This window comes from Xanthomonas codiaei (assembly GCF_002939785.1).
Classification (GTDB): Bacteria; Pseudomonadota; Gammaproteobacteria; order Xanthomonadales; family Xanthomonadaceae; genus Xanthomonas; species Xanthomonas codiaei.
Genome location: NZ_MDEC01000023.1, coordinates 1 through 22923 on the forward strand (window position 1 = coordinate 1; position 22923 = coordinate 22923).

The following is a 22923-nucleotide window of genomic DNA, read 5'->3' on the forward strand; positions in this document are numbered from 1 at the left end:
TCAACTGGTGACCTGTCCCCTGTAGAGTTTGAACGGCGCTACGCGCAACGAGGGTCTTGAGTGTCTACGGAACTCTGGGCGTATCACTCTGGACGTCGCAATCATTCACGCAGCCTGTCGCATCCGTTGCGACGCCCGCTCGAAAAGTCGCGATCGTCAAGCTGCCACGGGGGTACAACGCAACAAAGCTTTTTAGACCCGATGTGCGCGCCACGATCCAGGCTTTCGAGCACTCAATGGAGATGGCAGACATGACTCTGGGTTTGTCTTCGCCCGACATCGTGGCGCTCCGCCTACCTCATCCCCTTCCTCCAGGCCTGGAGATATTCCTGGAGGACCTGCCTAACCTGAACAGCGCGAACCTTGCCGCACTCGAGGATGCACATGCCTTGCTCGAAGGGCAGGTAGACAGCAGTGGCTTTCTCATGGCAATTGCAGTGAAACGCACCACGCGGAGCGATCGGCTCTATCAGCCGCTCTACGAAGCGACCGTGCTCAAGTTCCTGATTGAGTATGTCGCTGTCACCCCGTGCAACAGCCCAGTCCATCCTGGACGATCTCCCTCGTTTCCCTATTTAAGCCCCCCCCTGAGCTCATCTAAATAGTCGGCCCAGGCTTGCATCATCTTCCGCCTTTCACTGAGGTGGGATGTGCGGTTGTAGGCTCGTCCGAGTGGGTCTCGTACTGCATGCGCCAGCTGGTGCTCAATGAAATCAGGTCGAAAGCCCAGCACTTCGTCCAGGATGGTCCGAGCCATGGCCCGGAAGCCATGGCCGGTCATCGTGCTGCTGTCAAAGCCAAGACGTCGGAGTGCAGCGTTGATCGTATTTTCGCTCATCGGCCGCCTCACTCCTCGTACGCTCGGAAATACGAATTCGTGCCTACCTGTCAAAGGCTGTAGCTCACGCAGAATGTCCAGGGCTTGGGATGAGAGAGGGACGACATGGGGCGTCTTTGTCTTGCTTGTTACGTAGCGCCATTCCGCAGACACAAGGTCAATATCAGCCCAACGCGCACTCCTCAGCTCCCCAGGACGTACGAAGACCAAGGCGGCGAGTTTGAGGGCGGCAATGACGACGGCGGAGCCCTGGTATCCGTAGATCGCCCGGAGCATGGGGGCGACTTCCGCGGGCTCGGTCACGCTCGCGAAATGGGTGACCTGGGGTTGCATAAGAGCCCCGATCAGATCATGCGCAGGGTTGCTGGTCGCTCTGCCGGTTGCGATGGCGTAGCGAAAGACCTGAGAAGCCAATGCTCGCGCTCTATGGGCTGACTCGACGGCGCCACGCTGCTCAATCTTGCGCAGGGCAGTCAAAAGCGCTGGGGCAGTCACGTCAGCCACTGGAATCTCTCCAATGTGCGCTAGATCTTTCTCTATCAAGCGTCGCTCTCGCACGACGGACCCAGGACTCAGTTTTCTTACGCGCTTGGAAAGAAGCTCTGTGGCCACGACGCGGAAGGTCGTCTCAGAGCTCTCGATGAGTGCGGCCCGCTGCGCACGTGCTGCCTGGACGGGATTAGCACCAGCTTTCAGCACGGCGCGGGCTTTGTCCCTGGCGGCCCTCGCCTCCGCGAGAGACATTGATGGGTACTCTCCCAGGCCCGCCATGCTGGCTTTGCCTGCGAACCGGTAGCGGTAGCGCCACAGGCGTGCGCCTGTAGGTCTAACCTCAATACAAAGGCCATTAGCATCGGCGACGCGGTAAACGGATTCCTTGGGCTTCAAAGCTCTCAATTTCGTATCTGTCAGCATAGGCGGGTGAGTACGTCATTTGTGAGTACCGATAGCTGCAGGGCGATTCTTACTCACACCCTTACTCACCTATCGACCGGAGGTTATACAATTTCTTCGGACAGCATAAAACGAAAAAACCCGCAGGAGAGCGGGTTTTTGTCTTCGCATCGGATGGTGCTGGACTTCTTGAAATGCCTGTGTGATGGGCCCACCAGGATTCGAACCTGGAACCAAAGGATTATGAGTCCTCTGCTCTAACCGTTGAGCTATAGGCCCTGCTGCACAGCGCTCGCTGCTGCCGCATCTATGCGATCGGGCCCACAGGAGTGGGGCAAGTTTACCTGTCTGTCCGCGAGCTTGTCTGCTGCATGTCAGGTTGGGTGCAACAGGTCAGGCAGGTAGGTCCGTTCTCAAGCAACGGCATTCTGTTGCTGCCTGTCGATGAGTTGACGGCCTGCATGGAAGCCCTGCGCGATGGCCTCCTGGTAGGTCTCCCAACTCTGGTCCTGGTTGCTGATGCGCGGTAGCCGCATGCTGCCGTTGTCGGCGTAGACATCGACCCAGAGCGTCCACCCGGCCGTGGACGAGGCCTGTGCGACACGCACGCGGATCTCGTGAGCGCGGTACGTGGTGGTCTCGAAGCGGCTTTGCCTGGTCATCGACGATCCCGTTTCCATGCGCGTACCAACGTAGAAGATCCGGCTGGAACGTCAGGTGAGAGCGAAGGAAACATTCGCTTAATCGTGCGTCGTGGCGCGGTTTCGTCGCCACAACGTGAAGTTACGTCACCGCGCCTGCGCTGTGCCCATCAGCACACGCAGCAAGCCTCGCTCCACCAGGCCCCACAACGCAACAACCCCGCATGTGCGGGGCTGTTGTGTGATCGAGCGACCGCTACGACTGACGGATCAGTCGATATCCAGGAACGAGCGCAGCTGTTCCGAACGGCTCGGGTGACGCAGTTTGCGCAACGCCTTGGCCTCTATCTGGCGAATGCGCTCGCGGGTGACGTCGAACTGCTTGCCCACTTCTTCCAGGGTGTGATCGGTGTTCATGTCGATGCCGAAACGCATCCGCAGCACCTTGGCTTCGCGCGGGGTCAGGCCGGCCAACACATCACGCACCGTCTCGGAAAGATTGATGTTGGTGGTGTTGTCGATCGGGGACTCCACATTGGTGTCCTCGATGAAGTCGCCCAGATGCGAATCCTCGTCGTCGCCGATCGGGGTCTCCATCGAGATCGGCTCCTTGGCGATTTTCATCACCTTGCGGATCTTGTCTTCCGGCATGTCCATTTCCTTGGCCAGCTCTTCCGGCGTAGCCTCGCGGCCGAACTGCTGGAGCATCTGGCGGGAAATGCGGTTCAACTTGTTGATCGTCTCGATCATGTGCACCGGAATACGGATGGTGCGCGCCTGGTCGGCGATCGAACGGGTGATGGCCTGGCGGATCCACCACGTTGCATAGGTGGAGAACTTGTAACCGCGACGGTATTCGAACTTGTCCACGGCCTTCATCAGGCCGATGTTGCCTTCCTGGATCAGGTCCAGGAACTGCAGGCCGCGGTTGGTGTACTTCTTGGCGATGGAGATCACCAGGCGCAGGTTGGCCTCGACCATTTCCTTCTTGGCCTTGCGCGCCTTGGCTTCGCCATAGGCCATCGCACGGCTGATTTCCTTGATCTCGGCCAGGGTCAGGTAGTTGGCCTTTTCCATCTCGATCGAGCCTTGCTGCTCGGAGACGATCTGGTCCTTGACGTCGCGCAGTGCCGACGACCACTTCTGCTTGCGCTTGAGTGCGTCTTCCACCCATTCCAGGTTGGTCTGGTTGCCTTCCCAGGAGCGGATGAAGTCCTTGCGCGGCATGCGCGCCACGGTGGTGGCCAGGTGCAGCACCTTGCGCTCGTGATCCTTGATGCCGTTGACCACGCCACGCAGCTGGGTGACCAGCGCGTCGGTCAGGGGCAGCGGCAGCTTGAAGGTGGTGAAAATCGCCGCCACGTCTTCGCGCGCCTTGACCACCAGCTTGTGCTCGGCGCCGTTCTTGGCATAGGCCTTCTTGAACTTGGCGTATTCGTTGGCCAGGTTCTCCATGCGCGTGGCCACTTCCACCGGGTCCGGACCGGTCGGGCCGGCTTCTTCCTCGGCGGCGTCGTCATCGCCATCTTCGTCGTCGTCTTCGTCCACCGCTTCATCGTCGGACACGGCGACCGGGCCGGCGGCGGCCAGCGCAGCGGCAGCGGCGTCGGCCTCTTCGATCAGATCGTTGAAGCCGACCACGATCTCGGCCAGACGCTTCTTGCCTTCCTTGTGCGCTTCGTAATCGGCCAGCAGCATTTCGGTGGACAACGGGAACACACCCAGCGCGGCCTGGACCTGGCTCAGGCCTTCTTCGATGCGCTTGGCGATGGCGATTTCGCCTTCGCGGGTCAGCAGCTCCACCGTACCCATTTCGCGCATGTACATGCGCACCGGGTCGGTGGTGCGGCCACCTTCGGTATCGAGCGCGGTCAGCGCGGCGGCGGCTTCTTCGGCGGCAGTGTCGTCAACCTCGCGGTTGCCGGTGTTGCCGTCGTTGAGCAACAGGGTTTCGGCATCGGGTGCAACTTCATGGACATCGATGCCCATGCCGTTGATCATGCTGATGATGTCTTCGATCTGCTCCGGATCGACGAGGTCGTCGGGCAGATGGTCATTGACTTCGGCGTAGGTCAGATAGCCCTGTTCCAGGCCCTTGCTGATCAGTAGCTTGATGTCGGATTGCTGGGCAGGACGTTCGTTGGCCATGAGTGCTCGCGCCACCGGCTTTGAGATTGGAAAGAGAACCTAGCATTATACCAGCGTGAAGCCCGGTCTGCCGGAATCAAGACCGGACCGCTGGTGGACGTGCTGTATCTAGGGTCTGAGAAGGAAGGTCACCGGGCCGTCGTTGACCAGGTCGACAACCATATGGGCACCGAAGCGCCCGGTTTCCACCCCGGCGCGGTGTTTTTCGCGGCAGATCGCCACCAATTGATTGAACGCACGTTCAGCCTGCTCGGGCGGTGCGGCGGTGCTGAAGCCTGGCCGGTTACCGGAGCTGGTGTCCGCGGCCAGGGTGAACTGGCTGACCAGCAGCAGGCCGCCACCGGTATCGGTGAGCGAGCGGTTCATCTTGCCGGCGTCGTCGCCGAATACCCGGTAGCTGAGCAGGCGCTCGGCCAGGCGCCGGATCTGCGCGTCGCTGTCGCCGGGCTCCACGCCGACCAGGGCCAGCAGGCCGGGGCCGATCTGCCCGACGACCTGGTCATCGACCGTGACGCTGGCGCGGGTGACACGCTGGATCAGTGCAAGCATGAGCATTTTCGGGCAGCAAACTGTGTCGCGCAGCATGCCTAGCACTGCCCGCGCTGTCATCCACGGATCGTCGCCGGCCACGCTGTTTAGAATGGCGCCGATGAAATCCGACGTTCGCGCACGCCTGCTCTACGCCACCGCCGCCATGGTGGGCCGCCTGCCATGGCCGCTGCTCAAACGCATGGCCGATGCGCTGGCCTGGAGCTGGCGCAAGCTCAATGCCCGCGAGGCGCGCGTGGCACGCCGCAATCTGGAACTGGCCTATCCGGAGCTGAGCGATGCCCAACGCGCGCAGCTGCATGCACGGATCCTGGGCTCGACCGCACGCCAGACCCTGGAAGTGCTGCGCACCTGGACCCGCCCGCCGGCAGAAAACCTGGCCCGCCTGCAACGCAACGGCCAGGAGCTCTACGACGCCGCGCTGGCGTCCGGGCGCGGGGTGATCGTGGCGGCGCCGCATTTCGGCAACTGGGAATTACTCAATCAGTGGCTGTCCGAGCGCGGGCCGATCGCGATCGTCTATCGGCCGCCAGAGTCCGAGGCGGTGGACGGTTTCCTGCAATTGGCGCGCGGCGGCGATAACGTGCGCCAGGTGCGTGCCGAAGGCCCGGCAGTGCGGCAGTTGTTCAAGGTGCTCAAGGACGGCGGTGCGGTCGGCATCCTGCCCGACCAGCAGCCCAAGATGGGCGATGGCGTGTTCGCGCCGTTCTTCGGCAGGCAGGCGCTGACCATGACCCTGGTCAACCGGCTGGCCGAGCGCACCGGCGCCACCGTGTTGTACGGCTGGTGCGAGCGTGCCGGCGAGGATCTGCAATTCGCACTGCATGTGCAGCCGGCCGACCCGGCGGTGGCCGACCCCGACCCGGTGCGCGCGGCCAGCGCGCTCAATGCCGGCATCGAACAGATCGCCCGGCGCGATCCGGAACAGTACCAGTGGACCTACAAGCGCTACACGTTGCGCCCGCCGGGCAGCGGCGAGGCCAACCCGTACGCCACCAAGCGGCACCCGCACTAGGCAAGGAGCCAGGCCCCGCATGGCCTGGCCGGCATGCGCGGCCTGCGCACACCAGGTTGCCGTGCACGGCCTGGGCCTTCCGCGCTGGGGCGCAATCAGCGGGCCGGTGATCGCACCGTTGCGCCACAGATACAAGACGGCCGCCAAGACCTGCCATGCGCTGCCGTTGGGGCTGGCGGCTGTCGCGCCATTCCACCTTTCCTGCGCAGACCGCGATACCGGTCCTGGCCTTCTTTCACACCGCCCTGGCAGCGCGGGCGGTCCGCCTTTCACACCGCCCTGGCAGCGCGGGCGGTCCGCGGCCGCACCATGCTCAGTCGTCGTGCGGCTCGGCAGGCGTGGCCAGGATGCGCTGATAGAACGCCAGGTCCAGCCAGCGCCCGAACTTGAAGCCGGCCTCGCGCACGGTGCCGGCATGGGTGAAGCCGAACTGCTCGTGCAAGGCGATGCTGGCCTGGTTGCTGGCATCGATCCCGCCGACTAGCACATGCACGCCGCGCTCCTCGGCAGCGGCGATCAGGGCCTGCAGCAGGGTGCGGCCCAGGCCTTTGCCACGATGGTCGCGGTGGACGTAGATCGAATGCTCGACGCTGTACTTGAACGCCGGCCAGGCGCGAAAGGTGCCGTAGCTGGCAAAGCCCATCAGCGTGCCATCGGCATCTTCCACGCCGATCACCGGAAATCCGCCGGCGCGCTTGGTGGCGAACCAGCCGACCATGCTTTCCGGCGGCCGCGGCCGGTAGTCGTACAGCGCAGTCGAATGGGCGATCGCCTCGTTGAAGATGTCCAGGATCGCACTGGCATGACGCGCTTGGCTGCAGTCGATGAGACGCATGGGGTCTGCTGAACGGAAAGATCAGCCGATTAGAAAGCATTGCCGGGCGCTGAACAACGCGGCTGGTGCGCAACCAATCACTGCCAGTGCTGTCACTCATCCGCGGCCGCTGGATGCAGCGTTCCACCCGACGGTGGCAACCGTCGGTTGCGAAGCACGCGACAATGGCGTCTCGCGTCCGGCAACGGCGCGGCGGCGTTCGCCTTGAAGCGGCCGTGGCCATCCCCATCTGGAGTCGTGCATGAGCAGCCCCGTTCCCTCCCCCAGCGCACAGGCCTTTGGCGATCCGGCGGCAATCCGCTGCGAGCGCGCCGCCTCCGAGTTGCGTGCGGGCCGGCCGGTGCTGCTGACGGCTGCGGGCGGACAGTCGCGTGCGGTGCTGGCGCTGGACAGCAGCACCGCGCAGTCGTACACCGCCTTCGCGCGTGCGGCGCAGGGCCGCCACTATCTGTTCGTCACGCCCACGCGCGCGCAGGTGCTGGGGCTGACCGCGCCGCAGGGCGCACGCGTCGCGCTGGCCGACTACAGCTACGACCAGCTGGCAGCGCTGGCCTATCTGCGCGACACCCCGGTCCCGGCGCACTGGGCCGCGGGCGACGCACTGGATGCTGGCGGCGTGGAGATCGCGCGGCTGGGACTGCTGCTGCCGGCACTGCTGGCGGTGGACCTGCGCGATGTGCACGACCATGCCGCCTTCGCCGGCTGCCAGTCGCTGGCGCTGGACGATCTGGGCAGCGGCTGCGCCAAGGCAGCCGCTGCCGGCTACGAGCTGGTCACCCGCACCCCGGTGCCGCTGCGCGGCCTGGGCATGAGCGAATTCGTGGTGTTCCGCGGCGGCGTGGCGCAGCGCGACCAGGTGGCGATCGTAGTCGGCCAGCCCGACCTGTCGGCGGCGGTGCCGGTGCGTGTGCACTCCTCGTGCCTGACCGGCGACCTGTTCGGCTCGCTCAAGTGCGATTGCGGCGATCAGTTGCGGCATGGGCTGGCCAAGCTGAAGGAGCTGGGCGGCGGCGTGCTGCTGTATCTGGACCAGGAGGGCCGCGGCACCGGCATCGCCGCCAAGATGCGCGCCTATGGGTATCAACACGCCGGCCTGGACACCATCGATGCCGATGCGCAGCTGGGCTTCGGGCCGGACGAGCGCCGCTACGGCGGCGCGGTGGCGATGTTGCGCGGCCTGGGCATCGCCCGGATCCGCCTGCTGACCAACAACCCGGCCAAGGCCGAGCGCCTGCGCGCCGCCGGCATCGTGGTGGAAGACCGCATTCCGGTCACCGGCGACATCACCGCGGAAAACGAACACTACCTGCGCACCAAGGCCAGCCGTGCCGGCCATGCGCTGGATGTGGATGCGCTGATCCTGGCGGCGCAGTAGTCAGCCGACCAGGCCGTTTCGCGGCCGTGGAAGGCCCCTGGTCGCAATGGCTGCGTGTCGCGTCGACAAGGGGGCCGACGCACCGGCGGCGCGTGCCTGGTGACCAGGCCTACCCTGCATCGCCCCGCCTTCGCCGGCTCCCCATTGGGGCCTGCCAAAAACGTGCGAATGTCGTAGCGCACGCACCTGCGCTGCCATCGCTTTCGCGCCCGGCGCCTGCCTGCCCGCCCCCCCCGATCACCCGCTCTCATCGGCCCCGTACGCCCGGCCATGCGAGGCAGCAGCGGGTGCGTGTCGACCGGGCGCCCGGCTATGCTTGCGAACCGCTTCTGCAGGCCTGCACCGTGCACGACGCCCCACCGCCGCACCCCGACATCCTGGTCACCGCTGCAGCTGCGCAGACGCCTACGGTGGACCATGCGCAGTGGCAGCAGCTCCCTCGCCGCGGCGCCTACGTGGCGGCGATCAATGGCGCGCTCGGCGGTGGCTGCGCCGGTCTGATTGCCGCAGGCGTGACCGTCACCGTGCTGCACGCCTGGCGCTATTGGCCGGTGGTGCTGGGGCTGACGCTGCTGCTCGCGCTGCTGTGCGCGTGGATGGCGGTCAAACGGCATCGGCTCACGCTGTGGAAACTCGACCAGCACGGTCTGGCGCTGCAACGCGGCCACCTGTGGCAGAGCGATACGCGGGTGCCGATCTCGCGCGTGCAGCACGTGGACCTGCGCCGCGGGCCGATCGAACGCGCCACCGGCCTGACCACGCTGGTAGTGCATACCGCCGGCAGCCGGCTCAATGCGGTGGCGGTGTCCGGGCTGGATCGGACCGATGCCGAGCAGCTGCGCGACCGGCTCGCGCGCCAGCTCGACCACCACGACGACGCGCTATGAGCGCGATCGAGCAGCCCGGCCACGACGAGCAGCGCCTGCATCCGCTGTCGTGGGTGTTCGTGCTGCTGCAGCAGATCCGCCAGTTCCTGGTCCCGCTGGTCGCCTTGATCGTGTTCGGCAGCCGCGATGGCAGCCGCGACGTTGCCGACCACATCGCCACTGGCGTGGTGATGGCGGTACTGGTGGCGATCTCGGTGCTGCGCTACTTCACCTATCGCTACCGCATCGGCAGCGATGGCGTGGCGATCCGCAGCGGCCTGCTGGAACGCAGCCGGCGCGATATTCCGTTCGCCCGTATCCATAACGTGGTGGTGCATCAATCGCTGCTGCACCGGCTGGCGGGCGTGGCCGAAGTGCGGCTGGAATCGGCCGGCGGGCACAAGCCGGAGGCGGAAATGCGCGTGCTGCGGCTGGACCAGGCGCTGGCGCTGGAGGACCTGATCCGGCGCCGCGTGCAGCCTGCAGATGCCGCACCGGCACCGGCCGACGACGGCAACACCTTGCTGCGCCTGCCGATGGGCGAAGTGATCCGGCTCGGCCTGATCTCCAACCGCGGCATGGTGGTGGTGGCCGCCAGCTTTGGCGTGATCTACCAGATGATTCCGCGCCGCGTGGCCTCCAGCTTCATCGAGACCAATGGCGAGATCGCGTACCGCTACGTCAGCCAGATCCATCCCGGCGCCGCGGTGACCGCCACGCTGGCGGTACTGGCCACCGTGGCGGTGCTGGTGGCGATGCGTGCGCTCTCGGTGGCGCTGGCGCTGGTGCAGTATCACCGCTTCCATCTCAGCGAATCGGAGCGCCGCCTCACCGTGGAGCGCGGCCTGCTGACGCGCATCCGCAGCAGCGTGGCGTTGCGGCGCGTCCAGTCGTGGACGGTGTACGAAAGCCGCCTGCACCGTCTGTTTGGCCGTCGCCAGTTGCACGTGGACACCGCCGTGGCCGGCACCGGCGACACCCACGGCAGCGCACTGAAGGAGCTGGCGCCGATCGCCGAACCGCAGCGCTGCGATGCCCTGCTGCAACGCCTGCTGCCGGGTATTGCCTGGCCGCCGCCGCAGTGGCAGGGCATTGCCACGCGGTGCTGGTGGCGCCTGAGCCTGCCGACGGTCGTGCTGTTGCTGCCGCTGGTGGCCGGGCTGGCGTGGCAGTTCGGAACTCAGGCCGCGTGGCTGCTGCTCTGGCTGCCGTGGAGCGCGTTCAAGGCGCATCGGCAGGTACAACGCATGGGTTACGCCGTGGACGCGCGCTACGTGGCCGTACGCGGTGGCTGGTGGAGGCGCTGGTGGCGGCTGGCCGAACTGGACAAGCTGCAGGCACTGCAGCTGCAACGCTCGCCGCTGGATCGGCTGACCGGCACCGCCACGCTGTGGCTGGACACCGCAGGTGCCAGCGCCACCGGCCCGGCCTTGCGGCTGCGCTTCGTGCCGCTGGCGCAGGCGCAGGTGCTGCAGGCGCAGCTCGGCGCTGCGCTGGCACGTCGCAAGCTGCGTTGGTGATCGGGAATCGGGAATCGGGATTGGGGATTGGGGATTGGGGATTGGGGAGTGTGCGGACGTAGCTGTTGGCAGCGCTATCTCCTCAATGCTGCGCCGGACCCCAGTAGCCAAGTTCGCGCCGGATCTGTAGCCCTCGCCAAAGCGCGCCCAGCGGTTTGCGCCGTAGCGTACCGAGCCTGCCGGCGATGAAGTCCTCGGTGGCGGCAATCACCCGCTCCGACGAATGCCCGTCGCGATACGGGTGGATCGCATCGGCATAGGCGGCCAGTGCGCTGCGCAACTCGGCATCCGGTTCCAGCGCGCGCGCCAGCTGTTGCGGCAGCTGCCCGGGCTGCTCGAAGTTGAGCATATGCGGCTGCGGCACGCGGTTGCGAAAGGTCACCACCGGTTTGTGCTGCACCACAAACTCGGACACGATAGACGAGGTGTCCGACACCAGCACGTCGGCCGCACGCTGCGCGGCCATCACCTGTTCCGGTTCGACGAAGTGCGCATTGGCACCGGCCAGCGCGCGATAACGCTCGAACAATTCCGGCGCGCACTTGGGGTGCAGCGTGAGCAGCCAGTAATGCGTGCCGCGCGCGATGTCGGCGGCAATCTCGTCAAAGAGCACCGGTGCTGCGCTCAACCGTTCGGTGAAAGTGGAACCGAACAGGAGCACCGGGCGTCCGTTGGCTGGCGCCCGCAGTGCGGCACTGTGCCCGCCATCGTCGCGGAACACCGGGTCGAGCTTGGGCCAGCCGGTTTCAGCCACCGCAAAATGCCCTTCGCGCGCGGCCAGCGCACGGAACGGCGCGGTGGTGGCCGGGCCTTGCGTGCAATACAGATCGAACAGCCCACGCACGCGGAAATGGCCGCGGTTGTCTTCGCGCTTTTGCACGTTGAATCCGTGGAACAGCTGCACCTTGGCGCCTGACACGAACGGTGCCACCCAGTTGGCCGCGCTGAACACCGCACGCGGACGCAAGGCCAGCGCCTCGCGCAGGCCGACTTCGCGCACGCCCGGCAGCACCAGGCCGCGCGTGCCGCCTTCGTACCAGGCGGCCACCGCATCGCCGCGGGCCTGTAATGCCTGGGCCAATGGCGCCAGAATAGGCAAGGCGTAACGTTCCGTTGCGAACAGCAGGTAATCGGCCATCACATGTCCTCTTCGACCGCACCCGACCAACGGCCGCGCATCAGCGCCTGCATTATCGCGTTCAACGAGGCCGATCGCCTACGCGACTGCCTGACCTCACTGGCATTCTGCGACGAGATCGTGGTGGTGGACTCCGGCTCCACCGACGCCACCGCGGCCATCGCCGGTGCGCATGGCGCGCGCGTGCTGCAACGCGCCTTCGACGGTTACCGCAGCCAGAAGGCGTATTGCGTGGCGCAGGCCAGCCACGACTGGGTGCTGTGCCTGGATGCGGACGAACGCATCGGCGACGCCCTGCGCGATGCCATCCTCGCTGCACGCGATGCCGGTTTTGCCGGTGCGGCCGGCTACCGGTTCGCGCGGCTGTCGGACTATTTCGGTCGCTTCCTGCGCCACGGCAATGCGTACCCGGACCGCGTGCTGCGCCTGTTCGACCGGCGCCGTGGCGGCTGGCGCGGCAAGCGCGAGATCCACGAGGCCGCCAGTGTCGACGGCACGGTGATCACCCTGGCCGGCGATCTGATCCACTACCCCTACCGCTCGCTGGCACAGCAACTGGCCAAGACCCAGCGCTATGCGCAGATGATGGCCGAACACGATCACGCACGCGGCAAGCGCGCCACCTGGAGCAAGCTGGTGCTGGCGCCGGCCTGGCGCTTCTGGCGCGGCTATCTGCTGCGTGGCGGGTTTCGCGATGGCTGGCACGGGCTGATCTACGCCTACGTGCGCGCCAACTACGTGCGCCAGAAGACCATCATGCTGTGGCTGTTGCAGTATCACCAGCCGGTGCAGGACCCACCGCGCGCACCGGATCGACCAAGCGACTGAGCGCGACCGATACGCCGGCGATGCAACCGCCGATCAGCGATGGACGATGTTCGCAAGCGTGGCCGTCGTGGTGTCTCGACGGGGCATGCACAGGCGCGAAGACGGCCACCCGCGCGTACCGTTTGTCCTGTATGCAGGCAATAGACCGATAGCGCCTGCTACGGGTTGCTGACCGCCCCCGGCGTCGCCTGCTGCGCCTGCCGCGCCGCCAGTCCCACCAGCACGCCCACCATCGCGGTATAGAAACTGGCTGCCACCTGGTGCGCGAACATCGACTGGGTCAGCCCGCACAGGACATAGCTGATCACGAGCATCACCCCGGCTGCGGCCGGGCCGCGAAACTGCGCTTGCCCGCTGCGCCGGTGCAGGCGCACGAAGATCCATAGCGGCACGCCGTACACGGCAATCAGCAGGAACAGCCCGGGAACGCCCTGGGTGGCGCCCCACTCGGCCAGATCGTTGTGCGCGTGGCCCAGGTGACAGCGCAGCAACCAGGTATCACCCGCGCACACCGGCAGTTCATGCATCGCATCGTCGAAACGGCCCACGCCCACGCCGGTCAGTGGATGCGCCTGCAAGGTGTCCCAGGCCACCTGTAGCCGCTCGATGCGGGCACCGGCAGACGAATCGCTGTCGCCCACCTCATAGCGTTTCAGATCGCTCTGCAGTTCGCCCAGGCGCATCTGGTCGGTCAGCGCGGGCACGCTGGCAATCACGCCCACCGCCAGCACCGCGCCGCCGACGAAGGTCAGCAGGCGCAGGCGCGCGCTATGCCAGGGTGCGCCCCAGACCAGCACGCCCAGGGTGGCCAGCAAGGCCAGCCAGACCCCGCGGCTGCCGCTGAGCACGATCACCACGATCGCCGCGATCGTCGCGCCCACCAGCCAGCGCACCGCGCCCACCGGCCGGCAGAACGCCACCACCACCAGCAGCATCAGCGCGATGTCGGCGAACACGATCGCATTGGTCCAGCCCTCCGCGCGGTCGGCACCGTTCATCACCTGCAGGATCGCGATCAACATCGCCGCAAACACGCCGACCAGCGCGCCCCGCCATAACCAGACCTGGCGTGGCTGCAGCGCGTAGGCCCACAACGCCGCCCACGGCAGCACCAGAAAGCGCGAGCGGTTGTCCACGTCGCGCAGGCCGTGCTCGAACAGGGCGATCGACAGCAGCGCCATGGCGATCACCGCCACCGTTAGCCAGCCCAGCGTGCGCAGCGACCAGCTGCGCTGCGCGATGCCGGCGCGCAGGCTGCGCCAGCCGACCAGCGAACCGAGCAGCAGGCACAGGCCGAACGGCAGCAGCCCGCTGGGCATGCTCACCACCAGCGCCGTCAGCGAGAACACCCCCAGTTCGGCAATGCTCACGCTTGCCCGCGATGCCACCGGGGCAGAGTGAGGAAGCGAAGCGGGCTGGGTGCGCAGGGAATTCATCGAGACATCGGTCAAGGGTGGACAAACGAACGGGTCGGGGCTTAAACGCCGGCCAAGCTAACGATGCCGGGCATGAATCCTTGTTAGACGAGGGGCATTGCATGCATTGGTGGCGGGCGCCGGTGACCAGCGGCGGCGGGCCACTGACTCATTCGACATCCAGATTGCCCTGCTCCTTTTCCTCCACCGCCTTCTCGGTGGAACTGGCCACGCAGTCGCCCCGGACGGCATCGGCCGGCACCAGCCACCAGCGCCGCCGGTTGGCCACGCCCACCAACTGGCTGCGGCTGCGGTCCACGCAGCCCAGCAACGCCGTCTCCTGCGCCATCAGCCAACGCTGCTGTGGCTGCGCGGCCTGCCAGGCCACGCCGCGGCGCAGCTGCTCCTCCCACGGCACCTTGAAGCCGAAGGTCTGCGCGGGCCGGTCGGCCATCAGCAGGTTCTGCTCCTTCCAGGCCACCAGGCCGAGCTGGGCATCCGGGCCGATGCGGCGCCCGGCCTCGCGCATCACCGCGCCGGCCGAGCTGGAATCGTTGAAGATCGGATAGCAGATCAGCCCGAACGCCGCCCACCACGCGCCCAGCAGCCAGGCCACGGCAAGCGGCGAGCGGCGCACCCGCAGCCACAACAGGCTGGCCACCCCCCAGCTGCCCACCGCCAGCAGCACCCAGCCGAGCGGGTCGGTCGCCTCGCTGCCGACCCCGCGGCTGTCCATGATCTTCTGCTCGAAGCCCGGATGTCCGACCAGCATCGCCGCCCCGCCGGCCACGAAGGCCACGGTCAGCAGCAGCACGAAGCCGAACAGCAGCCGCTGCACACCGGCCCGGCGCAGCAGACCTGCGGCCAGCGGCGCCAAGGCCAGGCAGAACATCGGCAACGCCGGCAGGATGTAGACATCGCGCTTGCCGCTGGGAATGGTGAAGAACACCAGCACCAGCAGCCACCAGGCCAGCGGCAGCAGGTAGCGCGCATCGCGCCGTCGCAGCCGCCGGCGCCAGGCCGGAATCGCCCACGGCAGCAGCAGGATGGTCGGCAACCACATCGTCGCCATGCTCTGCAGGTGGTACCACACCGGCTGCGCGTGATCCCACGAGCTGGCGTAGCGCTTGGCGGTCTGGCGCAGCAGGATGTCGTTGAGGTAGACGCGGTATTCGGGCTGGCCGGCGGTCAGCGCCGTCACCATCATCGGCACGAACCACAGCGCGATGGCGACGAAAAACAGCAGCGGCCCCAGCCAGAACCGGCGGTCGCGCACATGCACGCGCACGCCCGGCCAGCCGCGCGCCGCGGCAATGCCGGCTGGGATCAGCATCAACAAGGCGATGATGCCCACGCCCTTGGTGATCACGCCGAGCCCGGCGGCGAACCAGCCCAGCGCCCACCAACGCCAGGCCGGACCCAACAACAGATGCCGCAGCAGCCCGTAGTTGGCGAGGGTGATCCAGAACACCACCAGCGGGTCGATCTGCGCCTTCTTGGCCTGGAAGGTGAAGTGCAGCGTGAACAGCAGCATCCACGCCGCGTAGGCGCCGACGCGCCGGGTCCACAGCCGCCGTCCCAGGTCGTAGACGCAGGCCAGCGTCCCCAGTGCCGCCAGCAGCGACGGCAGCAGGAACGCCACCCGCCAGTTGCCCAACACCGTGTAGAACAGCGCCTGCAGCCACATCAGCATCGGCGGCTTGTCCGAATACAGCTCGTTGCCGCGATGCGGGAACAACCAGTCGCCACTGAGTACCATCTGCTTGGCGACCAGCGCAAAACGCGGCTCGTCCGACGGCCACGGGTCGCGCAATCCCAGCCCGGCACCGATCACCAGTACCGCGGTGATGGCCAGCAACCAGACATCGGTGGAAGCGCGGGGCTTGAGCATGGTGGGCGGCATGGGACGCAGGAGTGGGAGCGCTGGGCTGAGCGCGGTCAGGAGGCTTTTAGCAAACGCGCGTAGAAGAATCCGTCGCAATGCTGCTCACCGGGGAAGCGTTGCCGCCCCGGGCCCGCCGCATGGCCGAACTGCGCACCCAGCGGTTGCGCCCGGGCATCGGGCGTGCGCTGCAGGAATGCGGCGATCTGCGCCTGGTTTTCGCGCGCCAGCAGCGAGCAGGTGGTGTAGAGCAGCTGCCCGCCGGGCCGCAGGGTGCGCCAGGTCGCATCCAGCAGGCGCGCCTGCAGCGCACACAGCGCATCGATATCGTCGGCCCGGCGATGCAGCAGCACGTCCGGTTGCCGACGCACCACGCCGGTGGCCGAGCATGGTGCATCCAGCAGCACTGCGTCGAAGGGCGCACCGTCCCACCACGCCGCCGGGTCGGCGGCATCGGCCGCGTGCAGGCCGACCTGCGCCGTCGGCACGGTGCGCTGCAGGGTCTGCTGCACGCGCTCCAGGCGGCGCGCATCCACATCCAGCGCGGTGAGCTGCAGGCCAGGGTACCGCTCCAGCAGATGCGCCGCCTTGCCGCCGGGCGCGGCGCAGGCATCGAGCACGCGGGCCGAGGGGTCCAGCACCAGCGCATCGGCCACCTGCTGCGCAGCGCCGTCCTGCACCGAGACCACGCCGTCGGCGAAGCCAGGCAACTGGCTCACCGGCACCGCGCCCTCCAGCCGCAGCGCATCCGGCAACACCGGGTCGGTGTGCGCAGCGATGCCAGCCTCGGCCAGCCGCGCCGCATAGGCCGCCGGATCGCTCTGCCCGCGATGCACGCGCAACCACATCGGCGCCATCTGCGCGCTCGCCACGAAGATGGCCTCGGCACGCTCGCCCCAGTCCGCGCGCAGCTGCTTGCGCAACCACGACGGCCAGCCGGCATCGTCGGCCACCGCGGGGAACCCTTCGCGCTGCGCGCGTCGCAGGATGGCGTTGACCATGCCGGCCTGGCGCGGCCGGCCCAGCGCGCGGCAGGCGTCCACGGTCGCCGACAGCGCCGCGTGCGCGGGCAGTTGCAGCACATCGAGCTGGGCGAAGCCGGCCATCAGCAAGGCCTTGAGTTCGGCGTCGCGCGGCGGCAGCGGGCGCTCCAGCCATTGCCGCAGCGCCACGTCGTAGGCCGGCCGGCGCCGCAGCACCGCGAAACAGATCGCCTCCACCAACGCGCGGTCGCGCGGATCGGCCAGGCCGGGCAGCGCCGTGGCCAGCTCGGCCTTCAGCGAACGGCCCTGATCGAACACCGCCGTCAGCACCCGCGCCGCCACCAGGCGCGAGGCGACGCCGGCGGCCACCGTATCGGCCGCCATCAGCGCAGCGCCGGCAGGTCGCGGCGCGCGTTGAGGTAGTCGGCGGCGGTGATCGCCTTGCCGCCCTCGCGCTGCAGGACGCGCACCCGCAAGGCGCCCTGCCCGCAGGCGATGTCGATGCCCTGCTTGCTGGCGGCCAGCAGCGTGCCCGGCGGCTGTTGATGCGCCAGCTCCAGTGCCACCGCGCCATGCAGGCGCACGCGCTCGCCGGCCAGGATCGCCTCGGCCACCGGCCAGGGGTTGAACGCCCGCACGCGCCGCGCCAGTTCCTGCGCCGGCTGCGCCCAGTCCAGCCGCGCCTGCGCCTTGTCCAGCTTGTGCGCGTAGGTCACGCCTTGTTCCGGCTGCGGTTGCGCCACCGGACGGATGCCGGCGCGCAGCAGCCCCAGGCCGTCGGACAGCACCTGCGCGCCCAGCGCGGCCAGGCGGTCGTGCAGTTGGCCGCCGGTTTCCTGTTCGCCGATCTCGATGCGCTGCGACAGCAGCACCGGGCCGGTGTCCAGCCCGGCCTCCATCTGCATCAGGCATACCCCGGTCTCGGTATCGCCGGCTTCGATCGCGCGCTGGATCGGCGCGGCGCCGCGCCAACGCGGCAGCAGCGAAGCATGCACGTTCCAGCAGCCGTGGGTGGGCGCGGCCAGCACCGCCTTGGGCAGGATCAGCCCGTAGGCCACCACCACCATCAGGTCGGCGTTGAGACCGCGCAGCGTGGCCAGCGCCTCGGGCGAACGCAGGGTCTGCGGCTGGTGCACCGGAATACCGCGCGCGATCGCCTCCAGCTTGACCGGCGACGGCGTCAGCCCGCGCCCGCGCCCGGCCGGACGGTCGGGCTGGGTATAGACCGCGACCACTTCATGCCGCTGTGCGGCAGCGCGCAGCGAGGCGACGGCGAACTCCGGCGTACCGGCGAAGACGATTCTCATAAGGGGATTCGGGATTCGGGAGTGGGGATTGGCAACGGCGTGGGTCGCGGACTGAGGCCGGGCCGGGGTGCCGGTGCGGATTGGATACGAAGGTCGGGATCAAGGGCGGAAAACCGGTGCGGCCATGGGCGCACGCGCGGCCTGGATACCGGTGCGGCGGGAAACCGTCCTGGCGCATGCGGGGTGGCCAGTGCCGCGTCCGGGTGCCCGCCGGCGAACGCCGCTGCACGCGGGCCTGCGACCAGCAAAGCACTGCAGCACCACTGCGCGCGCATCCGCCTCTGCCGCACCGCACAAGCTCGGAACCAGGCTCAGACATTCAACAGCGCAAGCTGAGCCGCGTCTGCCAATCCCCAGTCCCGACTCCCCAATCCCCACCCTCAAGCCACATGCTTGCGCATCTTGGCCAGCTTCTTGCGCACCATCTCGCGCTTGAGCGGCGACAGGTAATCCACGAACAGCTTGCCGTCCAGGTGATCCATCTCGTGCTGGATGCACACCGCCAGCAGGCCGTCGGTGTTCAGCTCCTGGGCCTGCCCCTGGCGGTCGAGATAACGCACGGTGATCGCGTCGGCACGGCTGACGTCGGCAAAGATGCCCGGCACCGACAGGCAGCCTTCCTGGTAGACCTGCTCGCCCTGCCTGGCGACGATTTCGGGGTTGACGAACACCTGCGGGGCGTTCTTTTCCTCGCTGACGTCGATCACCATGAAGCGCTTGTGCACGTCCACCTGACTGGCGGCCAGGCCGATGCCCGGCGCCTCGTACATGGTCTGGAACATGTCATCGAGCAGCGTCTGGAACGCCGGGCTGACGACCTCGGCGGCGTCGACCGGCACGGCTTTGGTGCGCAGCCGCGGGTCCGGAAATTCGAGAATAGGGAGCAGAGCCATGCGATTACCCGTCTGGGAACACCGGCGCGGCGCCGGCAAGACGGTGTCATTCTAGCGCAATGCTTGCGTGGCGCCCCGGTTTCTGGACTATAGTGCGCGGACCTGTTGGGGAATCAGGCAAGAAGGCACTCATGTTGAACCGACTTCGTACGGTCGTCGCTGCGGCGATGCTGACCGTCGCGACCTACGCTGCCGCGCAAGTGGTGGGCGAACATCCAGACACCTATGTGGTCCGCAAGGGGGATACCTTGTGGGACATCGCTGGGCGTTTTCTGCAAAAACCGTGGCTGTGGCCGGAAATCTGGCAGGCCAATCCGCAGATCCAGAATCCGCACCTGATCTACCAGGGTGACGTGATCAGCCTGGCCTACCTGGACCGCGTCGGCAAAGGCACCATCCAGCCCGGCCCGCGCCAGGAAGCGCCGATCAACGCCATTCCGCTGGCCGACGTCGAGCCGTTCCTGAAGAACCTGCGCGTGGTCGAGGACTTCGATCAGCTGCCTTACGTGGTCGGCCTGGAGGGCGGTCGCTCGCGCGCCACCACCGGACAGGTGGCCTACGTGGTCGGCCTGGAAGACGCACAGCCGGGTCAGCGCTTTGCGGTGGTCCGCCCGACCGTGAAGTTCAGCCTGCCCAAGCACAACGAAGACCTGGATGCGGCCGGCAACACCACCGCCGGCGCCGGCAACATCTGGAAGAGCTTCATTGCGCCGAGCACGCGTCGTGAATCGCTGGGCTACGAACTGGCGCAGGTCAACGTGGGCACCATCACCCGCAGCGCGGCGGGCGGCAACTCCAAGGCGGCGACCCTGCTGTTGCAGGACAGCGGCCGCGAGGTGCGCGCCGGCGACCGGATCGTGGCGGTGGAAGCGCAGCCCTACGACCTGCAATTCATTCCGCACCCGCCCTCCGAACAGGCGCTGCAGACCGAACTGCGCGTGCTGGCCATCTCCGACGCCTTCATCGTTGGCGGCACCCGCGATGTGATCGCCATTTCCGGCGGCGCCCGCGAAGGCATCAACAACGGCACGGTGTTCTCGATCTGGCGCAAGGGCCGCACGGTCAGCGACCGCGTCAAGCACTCGCGCTTCTCGCGCACCGATGACGGCTTCAGCGGCCCGGCCGGCTCCACCGTCGGCCTGCCGGACGAGTACGCCTCGCACGCGATGGTGTTCCGCACCTATGACAAGGTCAGCTATGCGCTGGTGATGGAAAGCGTCAAGCCGACCGGCCTGGGGTATTTCGTCAAGCATCCCGACGCGCAGTAAGCGTCAATTCCGATGCGGTAACGCGACGGCGCCTGAGGGCGCCGTCGTCGTTTGCGGACCAGGCTGTGCGCATGGCCCAGACCGATTCCGACCTCCGCGCATTGCTGATCCTGCTGCTGGCTGGCGGCCGCAGCCCGCCCCGCCGCGCACTGATGAGCGCCCACGCCAGCCCGTCCGACATCCTGGCGGCCGGGCCCGGCGCCTGGCGCGCGGCAGGCTGCGATGCGCTGCAATCGGAACGGCTGCAGTCGCCCGACCCGCACACGCTGGATGCAGCGCTGCGCTGGTGCGAACACGCCGGCCACCATCTGATCGGCTGGCACGAGCCGGACTACCCGGCGCTGCTGCGCCACATCGTCAACCCGCCGCTGGCGCTGTTCGTGGACGGCGATCCCAATGCGCTGTGGCATCCAGGCGTGGCCGTGGTCGGCAGCCGCTCCGCCACCGCCGGCGGACGCGATCACACCCGCGCCTTCGCATCGCACCTGGCGGCTGCAGGGCTGGGCATCGTCAGCGGGATGGCCGCCGGCGTGGACGCGATCGCACATGAAGCCGCACTCGCACAGCCGGACGGCATCACGGTGGCGGTGGTGGGCACCGGTGCCGACGTGGCCTACCCCGGGCATCACTGGGCATTGCGCGAGCGCATCGCCGCACGCGGCGCGGTGGTCAGCGAATACCTGCCCGGCACCGGCGCGGTGGCGGCGCACTTCCCGGCCCGCAACCGCATCATCGCCGGGCTGGCGCTGGGCACCGTGGTGGTGGAGGCAGCGATGCGCTCGGGCGCGCTGATCACCGCGCGCCTGGCCGCGGAGGCCGGACGCGAGGTATTCGCCCTGCCCGGCTCGCTGCACAACCCGTTGGCGCGCGGCTGTCATCACCTGATCCGCCAGGGCGCCACGCTGGCGCAGGACCCGGCCCAGGTCATCGAGGGCCTGCAACTGCTGTCGGGCGAACTGGCCACCGCCTTGCGCGAGCGCCTGGCCGCCCCCACTCAACTGTCCAGCACGACATGTCGCGCCGCGCCCACCCGTTCGGATCCCGACTACCAGCGCTTGTGGCAGGCGCTGGGCCACGACCCAACCCCTATGGATTGCCTGGTTGAACGCACCGGATTGACGGCCGCCGCGCTGTCCTCCATGCTGCTCATCATGGAACTGGAGGGAGACGTGGTCACCGAGCACGGTCGCTATACCCGCAATCCCTAGTTTCTTCACCTCCACAGCGTCGCGCGACGCAGGCCGAGGGGCAATGAAAGAGAGCATTCTCGATGTACTGCTGTACCTGTTCGAACATTATTTCAGCGAAGACGCGGACCTGGTCCGTGACCGTGACTCGCTTCAGAACGGCCTGATCCAGGCCGGCTTCAGTCCCGCAGAAATCAGCAAGGCCTTCGATTGGCTGGACGCGCTCTCCGAGCAGCGGCCTAGTGTCGCGCGCCCGCACGTCGATGGGCCGGTGCGGATCTATCATGGTCCGGAGCTGGACAAGCTCGATGTGGATTGCCGTGGGTTCCTGCTGTTTCTCGAACAACACCGCATCCTCGATGCCGACCAGCGCGAGCTGGTGCTGGACCGCGCCATGGCGCTGGACCAGGACGAGCTGGACCTGGACGACCTCAAGTGGGTGGTGCTGATGGTGTTGTTCAACCAGCCGGGCGCAGAAGCGGCCTATGCCTGGATGGAAATCCAGATGTTCCTGGACGAGCCTGAACCCGTACACTGAAGGCTGAAGCCGCCACGGACGTGCGTGCGAGGGGACGGGGATGAGCAGTTGGTATTACGCCGAAGGCAACCGCCAGCGGCGTGGCCCGGTGACCGACGAGGTCTTGCGCGGCCTGTATCGCGATCGCCAGATCGCCCTGGACACGCTGGTCTGGCGCGAAGGGCTGGCCCAATGGCGGCCGCTGTCCGCCTGCGCCGACGAACTCGGCCCGCCGCTATCCACCGACCAGCACACGGCACCGGTCCCGCCACCACTGCCGATCGCCGCAGCCGGCATCCCGCAGGCTTCCTCCGTCGCTGCACCGCCCTACCCACCGGCCAAGGGCCCGGGGTGGCCGCTGGTGGTGGTGCTGGGCGCGGTCATCGGCGGCCTTGTCGTGGTGGCCGTGATCGGCATTCTGGCCGCGATCGCCATGCCCGCCTACAAGGACTACCTGACCCGCGCCAAGGTCACTCAAGCGGTGTCCGCACTGGCGCCCCTGAAGCCGCAGATCGCCGACTTTCTCGCCCGCGAAGGCCGCTGCCCGGTCAATGGCGACGCCGGCTTCCAGGCGCCGGAGCAGTACGCGACCGATGTGCTGGCCAGCGTGCAGATCGGTCGCTTCGATACCACCGATTGCGGGATCGAAGCGCTGCTGCGGTCGCCGGACGCGCCCAAGATCGACGGCAAGGCGCTGTGGCTGGACTTCGATGCCGATGCCGGTCGCTGGCACTGTAGTTCCGAGATCGACGACCACCAACTTCCGCAGCAGTGCCGCGGCTGAGTGGCCGCTGCACGCAGATCGCACCATCCAAGGGGACATC

20 protein-coding genes, 1 tRNA gene and 1 pseudogene are annotated in these 22923 nt (G+C 67.4%); 10 read left to right on the forward strand and 12 right to left on the reverse strand.

Features of this window, described 5'->3' with window-relative positions; genetic code table 11:
* The first annotated feature begins 56 nt into the window (after positions 1-56).
* Complete coding sequence (locus XcodCFBP4690_RS22485) at positions 57-605, forward strand: Cfr10I/Bse634I family restriction endonuclease (protein WP_146091919.1); 549 nt, start codon at positions 57-59, stop codon at positions 603-605.
* Here XcodCFBP4690_RS22485 and XcodCFBP4690_RS15615 read toward each other — a convergent pair.
* From XcodCFBP4690_RS15615 to dtd, 5 genes and pseudogenes are all read right to left on the reverse strand, one after another.
* A complete protein-coding gene (locus XcodCFBP4690_RS15615; protein WP_104542250.1) occupies positions 572-1753 on the reverse strand; it encodes a tyrosine-type recombinase/integrase in 1182 nt (393 codons plus the stop codon). The genes XcodCFBP4690_RS22485 and XcodCFBP4690_RS15615 overlap by 34 nt on opposite strands.
* A gap of 185 nt (positions 1754-1938) precedes the next feature.
* A tRNA-Ile gene (locus tag XcodCFBP4690_RS15620) sits at positions 1939-2011 on the reverse strand.
* A gap of 134 nt (positions 2012-2145) precedes the next feature.
* A pseudogene (locus XcodCFBP4690_RS15625) lies at positions 2146-2468 on the reverse strand (DUF6566 family protein).
* A gap of 175 nt (positions 2469-2643) precedes the next feature.
* Entirely contained in the window at positions 2644-4521 is a 1878-nt protein-coding gene (rpoD, locus tag XcodCFBP4690_RS15630) for an RNA polymerase sigma factor RpoD (RefSeq protein ID WP_104542252.1), read from the reverse strand.
* A gap of 108 nt (positions 4522-4629) precedes the next feature.
* On the reverse strand, positions 4630-5070 hold the full coding sequence (dtd, locus tag XcodCFBP4690_RS15635; RefSeq protein WP_104542365.1) for a D-aminoacyl-tRNA deacylase: 441 nt from the start codon (positions 5068-5070) through the stop codon (positions 4630-4632).
* On the opposite strand from dtd, the gene XcodCFBP4690_RS15640 reads away from it, so the two are divergent.
* Positions 5069-6085, forward strand: coding sequence for a lauroyl acyltransferase (locus XcodCFBP4690_RS15640; protein WP_208622755.1), 1017 nt, complete (start codon positions 5069-5071; stop codon positions 6083-6085). The genes dtd and XcodCFBP4690_RS15640 overlap by 2 nt on opposite strands.
* 313 nt (positions 6086-6398) lie before the next feature.
* Here the strand turns inward: XcodCFBP4690_RS15640 and XcodCFBP4690_RS15645 are convergent, their stop codons facing one another.
* Entirely contained in the window at positions 6399-6920 is a 522-nt protein-coding gene (locus XcodCFBP4690_RS15645) for a GNAT family N-acetyltransferase (protein WP_104542254.1), read from the reverse strand.
* Positions 6921-7161: 241 nt separating this feature from the next.
* Between XcodCFBP4690_RS15645 and ribA the strand changes: the two genes are divergently transcribed.
* The 3 genes from ribA to XcodCFBP4690_RS15665 all read left to right on the forward strand — a co-directional run bounded on the left by ribA (position 7162) and on the right by XcodCFBP4690_RS15665 (position 10681).
* Positions 7162-8295 carry a GTP cyclohydrolase II RibA gene (gene ribA, locus XcodCFBP4690_RS15655; RefSeq protein ID WP_104542258.1) on the forward strand — a complete coding sequence of 378 codons (1134 nt, stop codon included), beginning with the start codon at positions 7162-7164 and terminating at the stop codon, positions 8293-8295.
* Positions 8296-8705: 410 nt separating this feature from the next.
* Positions 8706-9182: a PH domain-containing protein gene (locus XcodCFBP4690_RS15660; protein ID WP_104542369.1), complete on the forward strand. Its 477-nt coding sequence runs from the start codon at positions 8706-8708 to the stop codon at positions 9180-9182.
* Positions 9179-10681, forward strand: coding sequence for a PH domain-containing protein (locus XcodCFBP4690_RS15665; protein WP_104542260.1), 1503 nt, complete (start codon positions 9179-9181; stop codon positions 10679-10681). The genes XcodCFBP4690_RS15660 and XcodCFBP4690_RS15665 overlap by 4 nt, the downstream gene beginning before the upstream one ends.
* An 82-nt stretch (positions 10682-10763) precedes the next feature.
* Here XcodCFBP4690_RS15665 and XcodCFBP4690_RS15675 read toward each other — a convergent pair whose 3' ends face one another.
* Positions 10764-11822, reverse strand: a complete 1059-nt coding sequence (locus XcodCFBP4690_RS15675) for a CDP-glycerol glycerophosphotransferase family protein (RefSeq protein WP_104542264.1) — start codon at positions 11820-11822, stop codon at positions 10764-10766.
* Between XcodCFBP4690_RS15675 and XcodCFBP4690_RS15680 the strand changes: the two genes are divergently transcribed.
* Positions 11823-12647 carry a glycosyltransferase family 2 protein gene (locus tag XcodCFBP4690_RS15680; RefSeq protein ID WP_104542266.1) on the forward strand — a complete coding sequence of 275 codons (825 nt, stop codon included), beginning with the start codon at positions 11823-11825 and terminating at the stop codon, positions 12645-12647.
* 158 nt (positions 12648-12805) lie between these two features.
* Here XcodCFBP4690_RS15680 and XcodCFBP4690_RS15685 read toward each other — a convergent pair whose 3' ends face one another.
* The 5 genes from XcodCFBP4690_RS15685 to def all read right to left on the reverse strand — a co-directional run bounded on the left by XcodCFBP4690_RS15685 (position 12806) and on the right by def (position 19127).
* Complete coding sequence (locus XcodCFBP4690_RS15685) at positions 12806-14083, reverse strand: O-antigen ligase family protein (RefSeq protein ID WP_104542268.1); 1278 nt, start codon at positions 14081-14083, stop codon at positions 12806-12808.
* Positions 14084-14231: 148 nt separating this feature from the next.
* Positions 14232-15953, reverse strand: coding sequence for an ArnT family glycosyltransferase (locus XcodCFBP4690_RS15690; protein WP_104542270.1), 1722 nt, complete (start codon positions 15951-15953; stop codon positions 14232-14234).
* A 47-nt stretch (positions 15954-16000) separates the two neighbouring features.
* Positions 16001-17311: a 16S rRNA (cytosine(967)-C(5))-methyltransferase RsmB gene (gene rsmB / locus XcodCFBP4690_RS15695; RefSeq protein ID WP_104542272.1), complete on the reverse strand. Its 1311-nt coding sequence runs from the start codon at positions 17309-17311 to the stop codon at positions 16001-16003.
* Complete coding sequence (fmt, locus tag XcodCFBP4690_RS15700) at positions 17311-18234, reverse strand: methionyl-tRNA formyltransferase (protein WP_104542274.1); 924 nt, start codon at positions 18232-18234, stop codon at positions 17311-17313. The genes rsmB and fmt overlap by 1 nt, the downstream gene beginning before the upstream one ends.
* A 380-nt stretch (positions 18235-18614) precedes the next feature.
* Positions 18615-19127: a peptide deformylase gene (gene def / locus XcodCFBP4690_RS15705; RefSeq protein ID WP_104542275.1), complete on the reverse strand. Its 513-nt coding sequence runs from the start codon at positions 19125-19127 to the stop codon at positions 18615-18617.
* 131 nt (positions 19128-19258) lie between these two features.
* Between def and XcodCFBP4690_RS15710 the strand changes: the two genes are divergently transcribed.
* From XcodCFBP4690_RS15710 to XcodCFBP4690_RS15725, 4 genes are all read left to right on the forward strand, one after another.
* Entirely contained in the window at positions 19259-20395 is a 1137-nt protein-coding gene (locus XcodCFBP4690_RS15710; RefSeq protein WP_104542277.1) for a LysM peptidoglycan-binding domain-containing protein, read from the forward strand.
* A 71-nt stretch (positions 20396-20466) separates the two neighbouring features.
* On the forward strand, positions 20467-21603 hold the full coding sequence (dprA, locus tag XcodCFBP4690_RS15715) for a DNA-processing protein DprA (RefSeq protein ID WP_104542279.1): 1137 nt from the start codon (positions 20467-20469) through the stop codon (positions 21601-21603).
* Between the two features lie 43 nt (positions 21604-21646).
* Positions 21647-22120, forward strand: a complete 474-nt coding sequence (locus XcodCFBP4690_RS15720; RefSeq protein ID WP_104542281.1) for a DUF494 family protein — start codon at positions 21647-21649, stop codon at positions 22118-22120.
* Positions 22121-22160: 40 nt separating this feature from the next.
* Positions 22161-22883 carry a pilin gene (locus XcodCFBP4690_RS15725; RefSeq protein ID WP_104542283.1) on the forward strand — a complete coding sequence of 241 codons (723 nt, stop codon included), beginning with the start codon at positions 22161-22163 and terminating at the stop codon, positions 22881-22883.
* The last annotated feature ends 40 nt before the right edge of the window (positions 22884-22923 follow it).

Excerpts from the sequence above, each read along its gene's own strand:
- def (WP_104542275.1), bottom strand. The coding sequence starts at position 19,127 with ATGGCTCTGCTCCCTATTCTCGAATTTCCGGACCCGCGGCTGCGCACC.
- XcodCFBP4690_RS15615 (WP_104542250.1), bottom strand. The coding sequence starts at position 1,753 with ATGCTGACAGATACGAAATTGAGAGCTTTGAAGCCCAAGGAATCCGTT.
- XcodCFBP4690_RS15640 (WP_208622755.1), top strand. The coding sequence starts at position 5,069 with ATGAGCATTTTCGGGCAGCAAACTGTGTCGCGCAGCATGCCTAGCACT.
- XcodCFBP4690_RS15680 (WP_104542266.1), top strand. The coding sequence starts at position 11,823 with ATGTCCTCTTCGACCGCACCCGACCAACGGCCGCGCATCAGCGCCTGC.
- dprA (WP_104542279.1), top strand. The coding sequence starts at position 20,467 with ATGGCCCAGACCGATTCCGACCTCCGCGCATTGCTGATCCTGCTGCTG.
- ribA (WP_104542258.1), top strand. The coding sequence starts at position 7,162 with ATGAGCAGCCCCGTTCCCTCCCCCAGCGCACAGGCCTTTGGCGATCCG.
- dtd (WP_104542365.1), bottom strand. The coding sequence starts at position 5,070 with ATGCTTGCACTGATCCAGCGTGTCACCCGCGCCAGCGTCACGGTCGAT.
- XcodCFBP4690_RS15665 (WP_104542260.1), top strand. The coding sequence starts at position 9,179 with ATGAGCGCGATCGAGCAGCCCGGCCACGACGAGCAGCGCCTGCATCCG.
- XcodCFBP4690_RS15645 (WP_104542254.1), bottom strand. The coding sequence starts at position 6,920 with ATGCGTCTCATCGACTGCAGCCAAGCGCGTCATGCCAGTGCGATCCTG.
- XcodCFBP4690_RS15710 (WP_104542277.1), top strand. The coding sequence starts at position 19,259 with ATGTTGAACCGACTTCGTACGGTCGTCGCTGCGGCGATGCTGACCGTC.
- fmt (WP_104542274.1), bottom strand. The coding sequence starts at position 18,234 with ATGAGAATCGTCTTCGCCGGTACGCCGGAGTTCGCCGTCGCCTCGCTG.
- XcodCFBP4690_RS15720 (WP_104542281.1), top strand. The coding sequence starts at position 21,647 with ATGAAAGAGAGCATTCTCGATGTACTGCTGTACCTGTTCGAACATTAT.
- rsmB (WP_104542272.1), bottom strand. The coding sequence starts at position 17,311 with ATGGCGGCCGATACGGTGGCCGCCGGCGTCGCCTCGCGCCTGGTGGCG.
- XcodCFBP4690_RS15685 (WP_104542268.1), bottom strand. The coding sequence starts at position 14,083 with ATGAATTCCCTGCGCACCCAGCCCGCTTCGCTTCCTCACTCTGCCCCG.
- rpoD (WP_104542252.1), bottom strand. The coding sequence starts at position 4,521 with ATGGCCAACGAACGTCCTGCCCAGCAATCCGACATCAAGCTACTGATC.
- XcodCFBP4690_RS15690 (WP_104542270.1), bottom strand. The coding sequence starts at position 15,953 with ATGCTCAAGCCCCGCGCTTCCACCGATGTCTGGTTGCTGGCCATCACC.
- XcodCFBP4690_RS15725 (WP_104542283.1), top strand. The coding sequence starts at position 22,161 with ATGAGCAGTTGGTATTACGCCGAAGGCAACCGCCAGCGGCGTGGCCCG.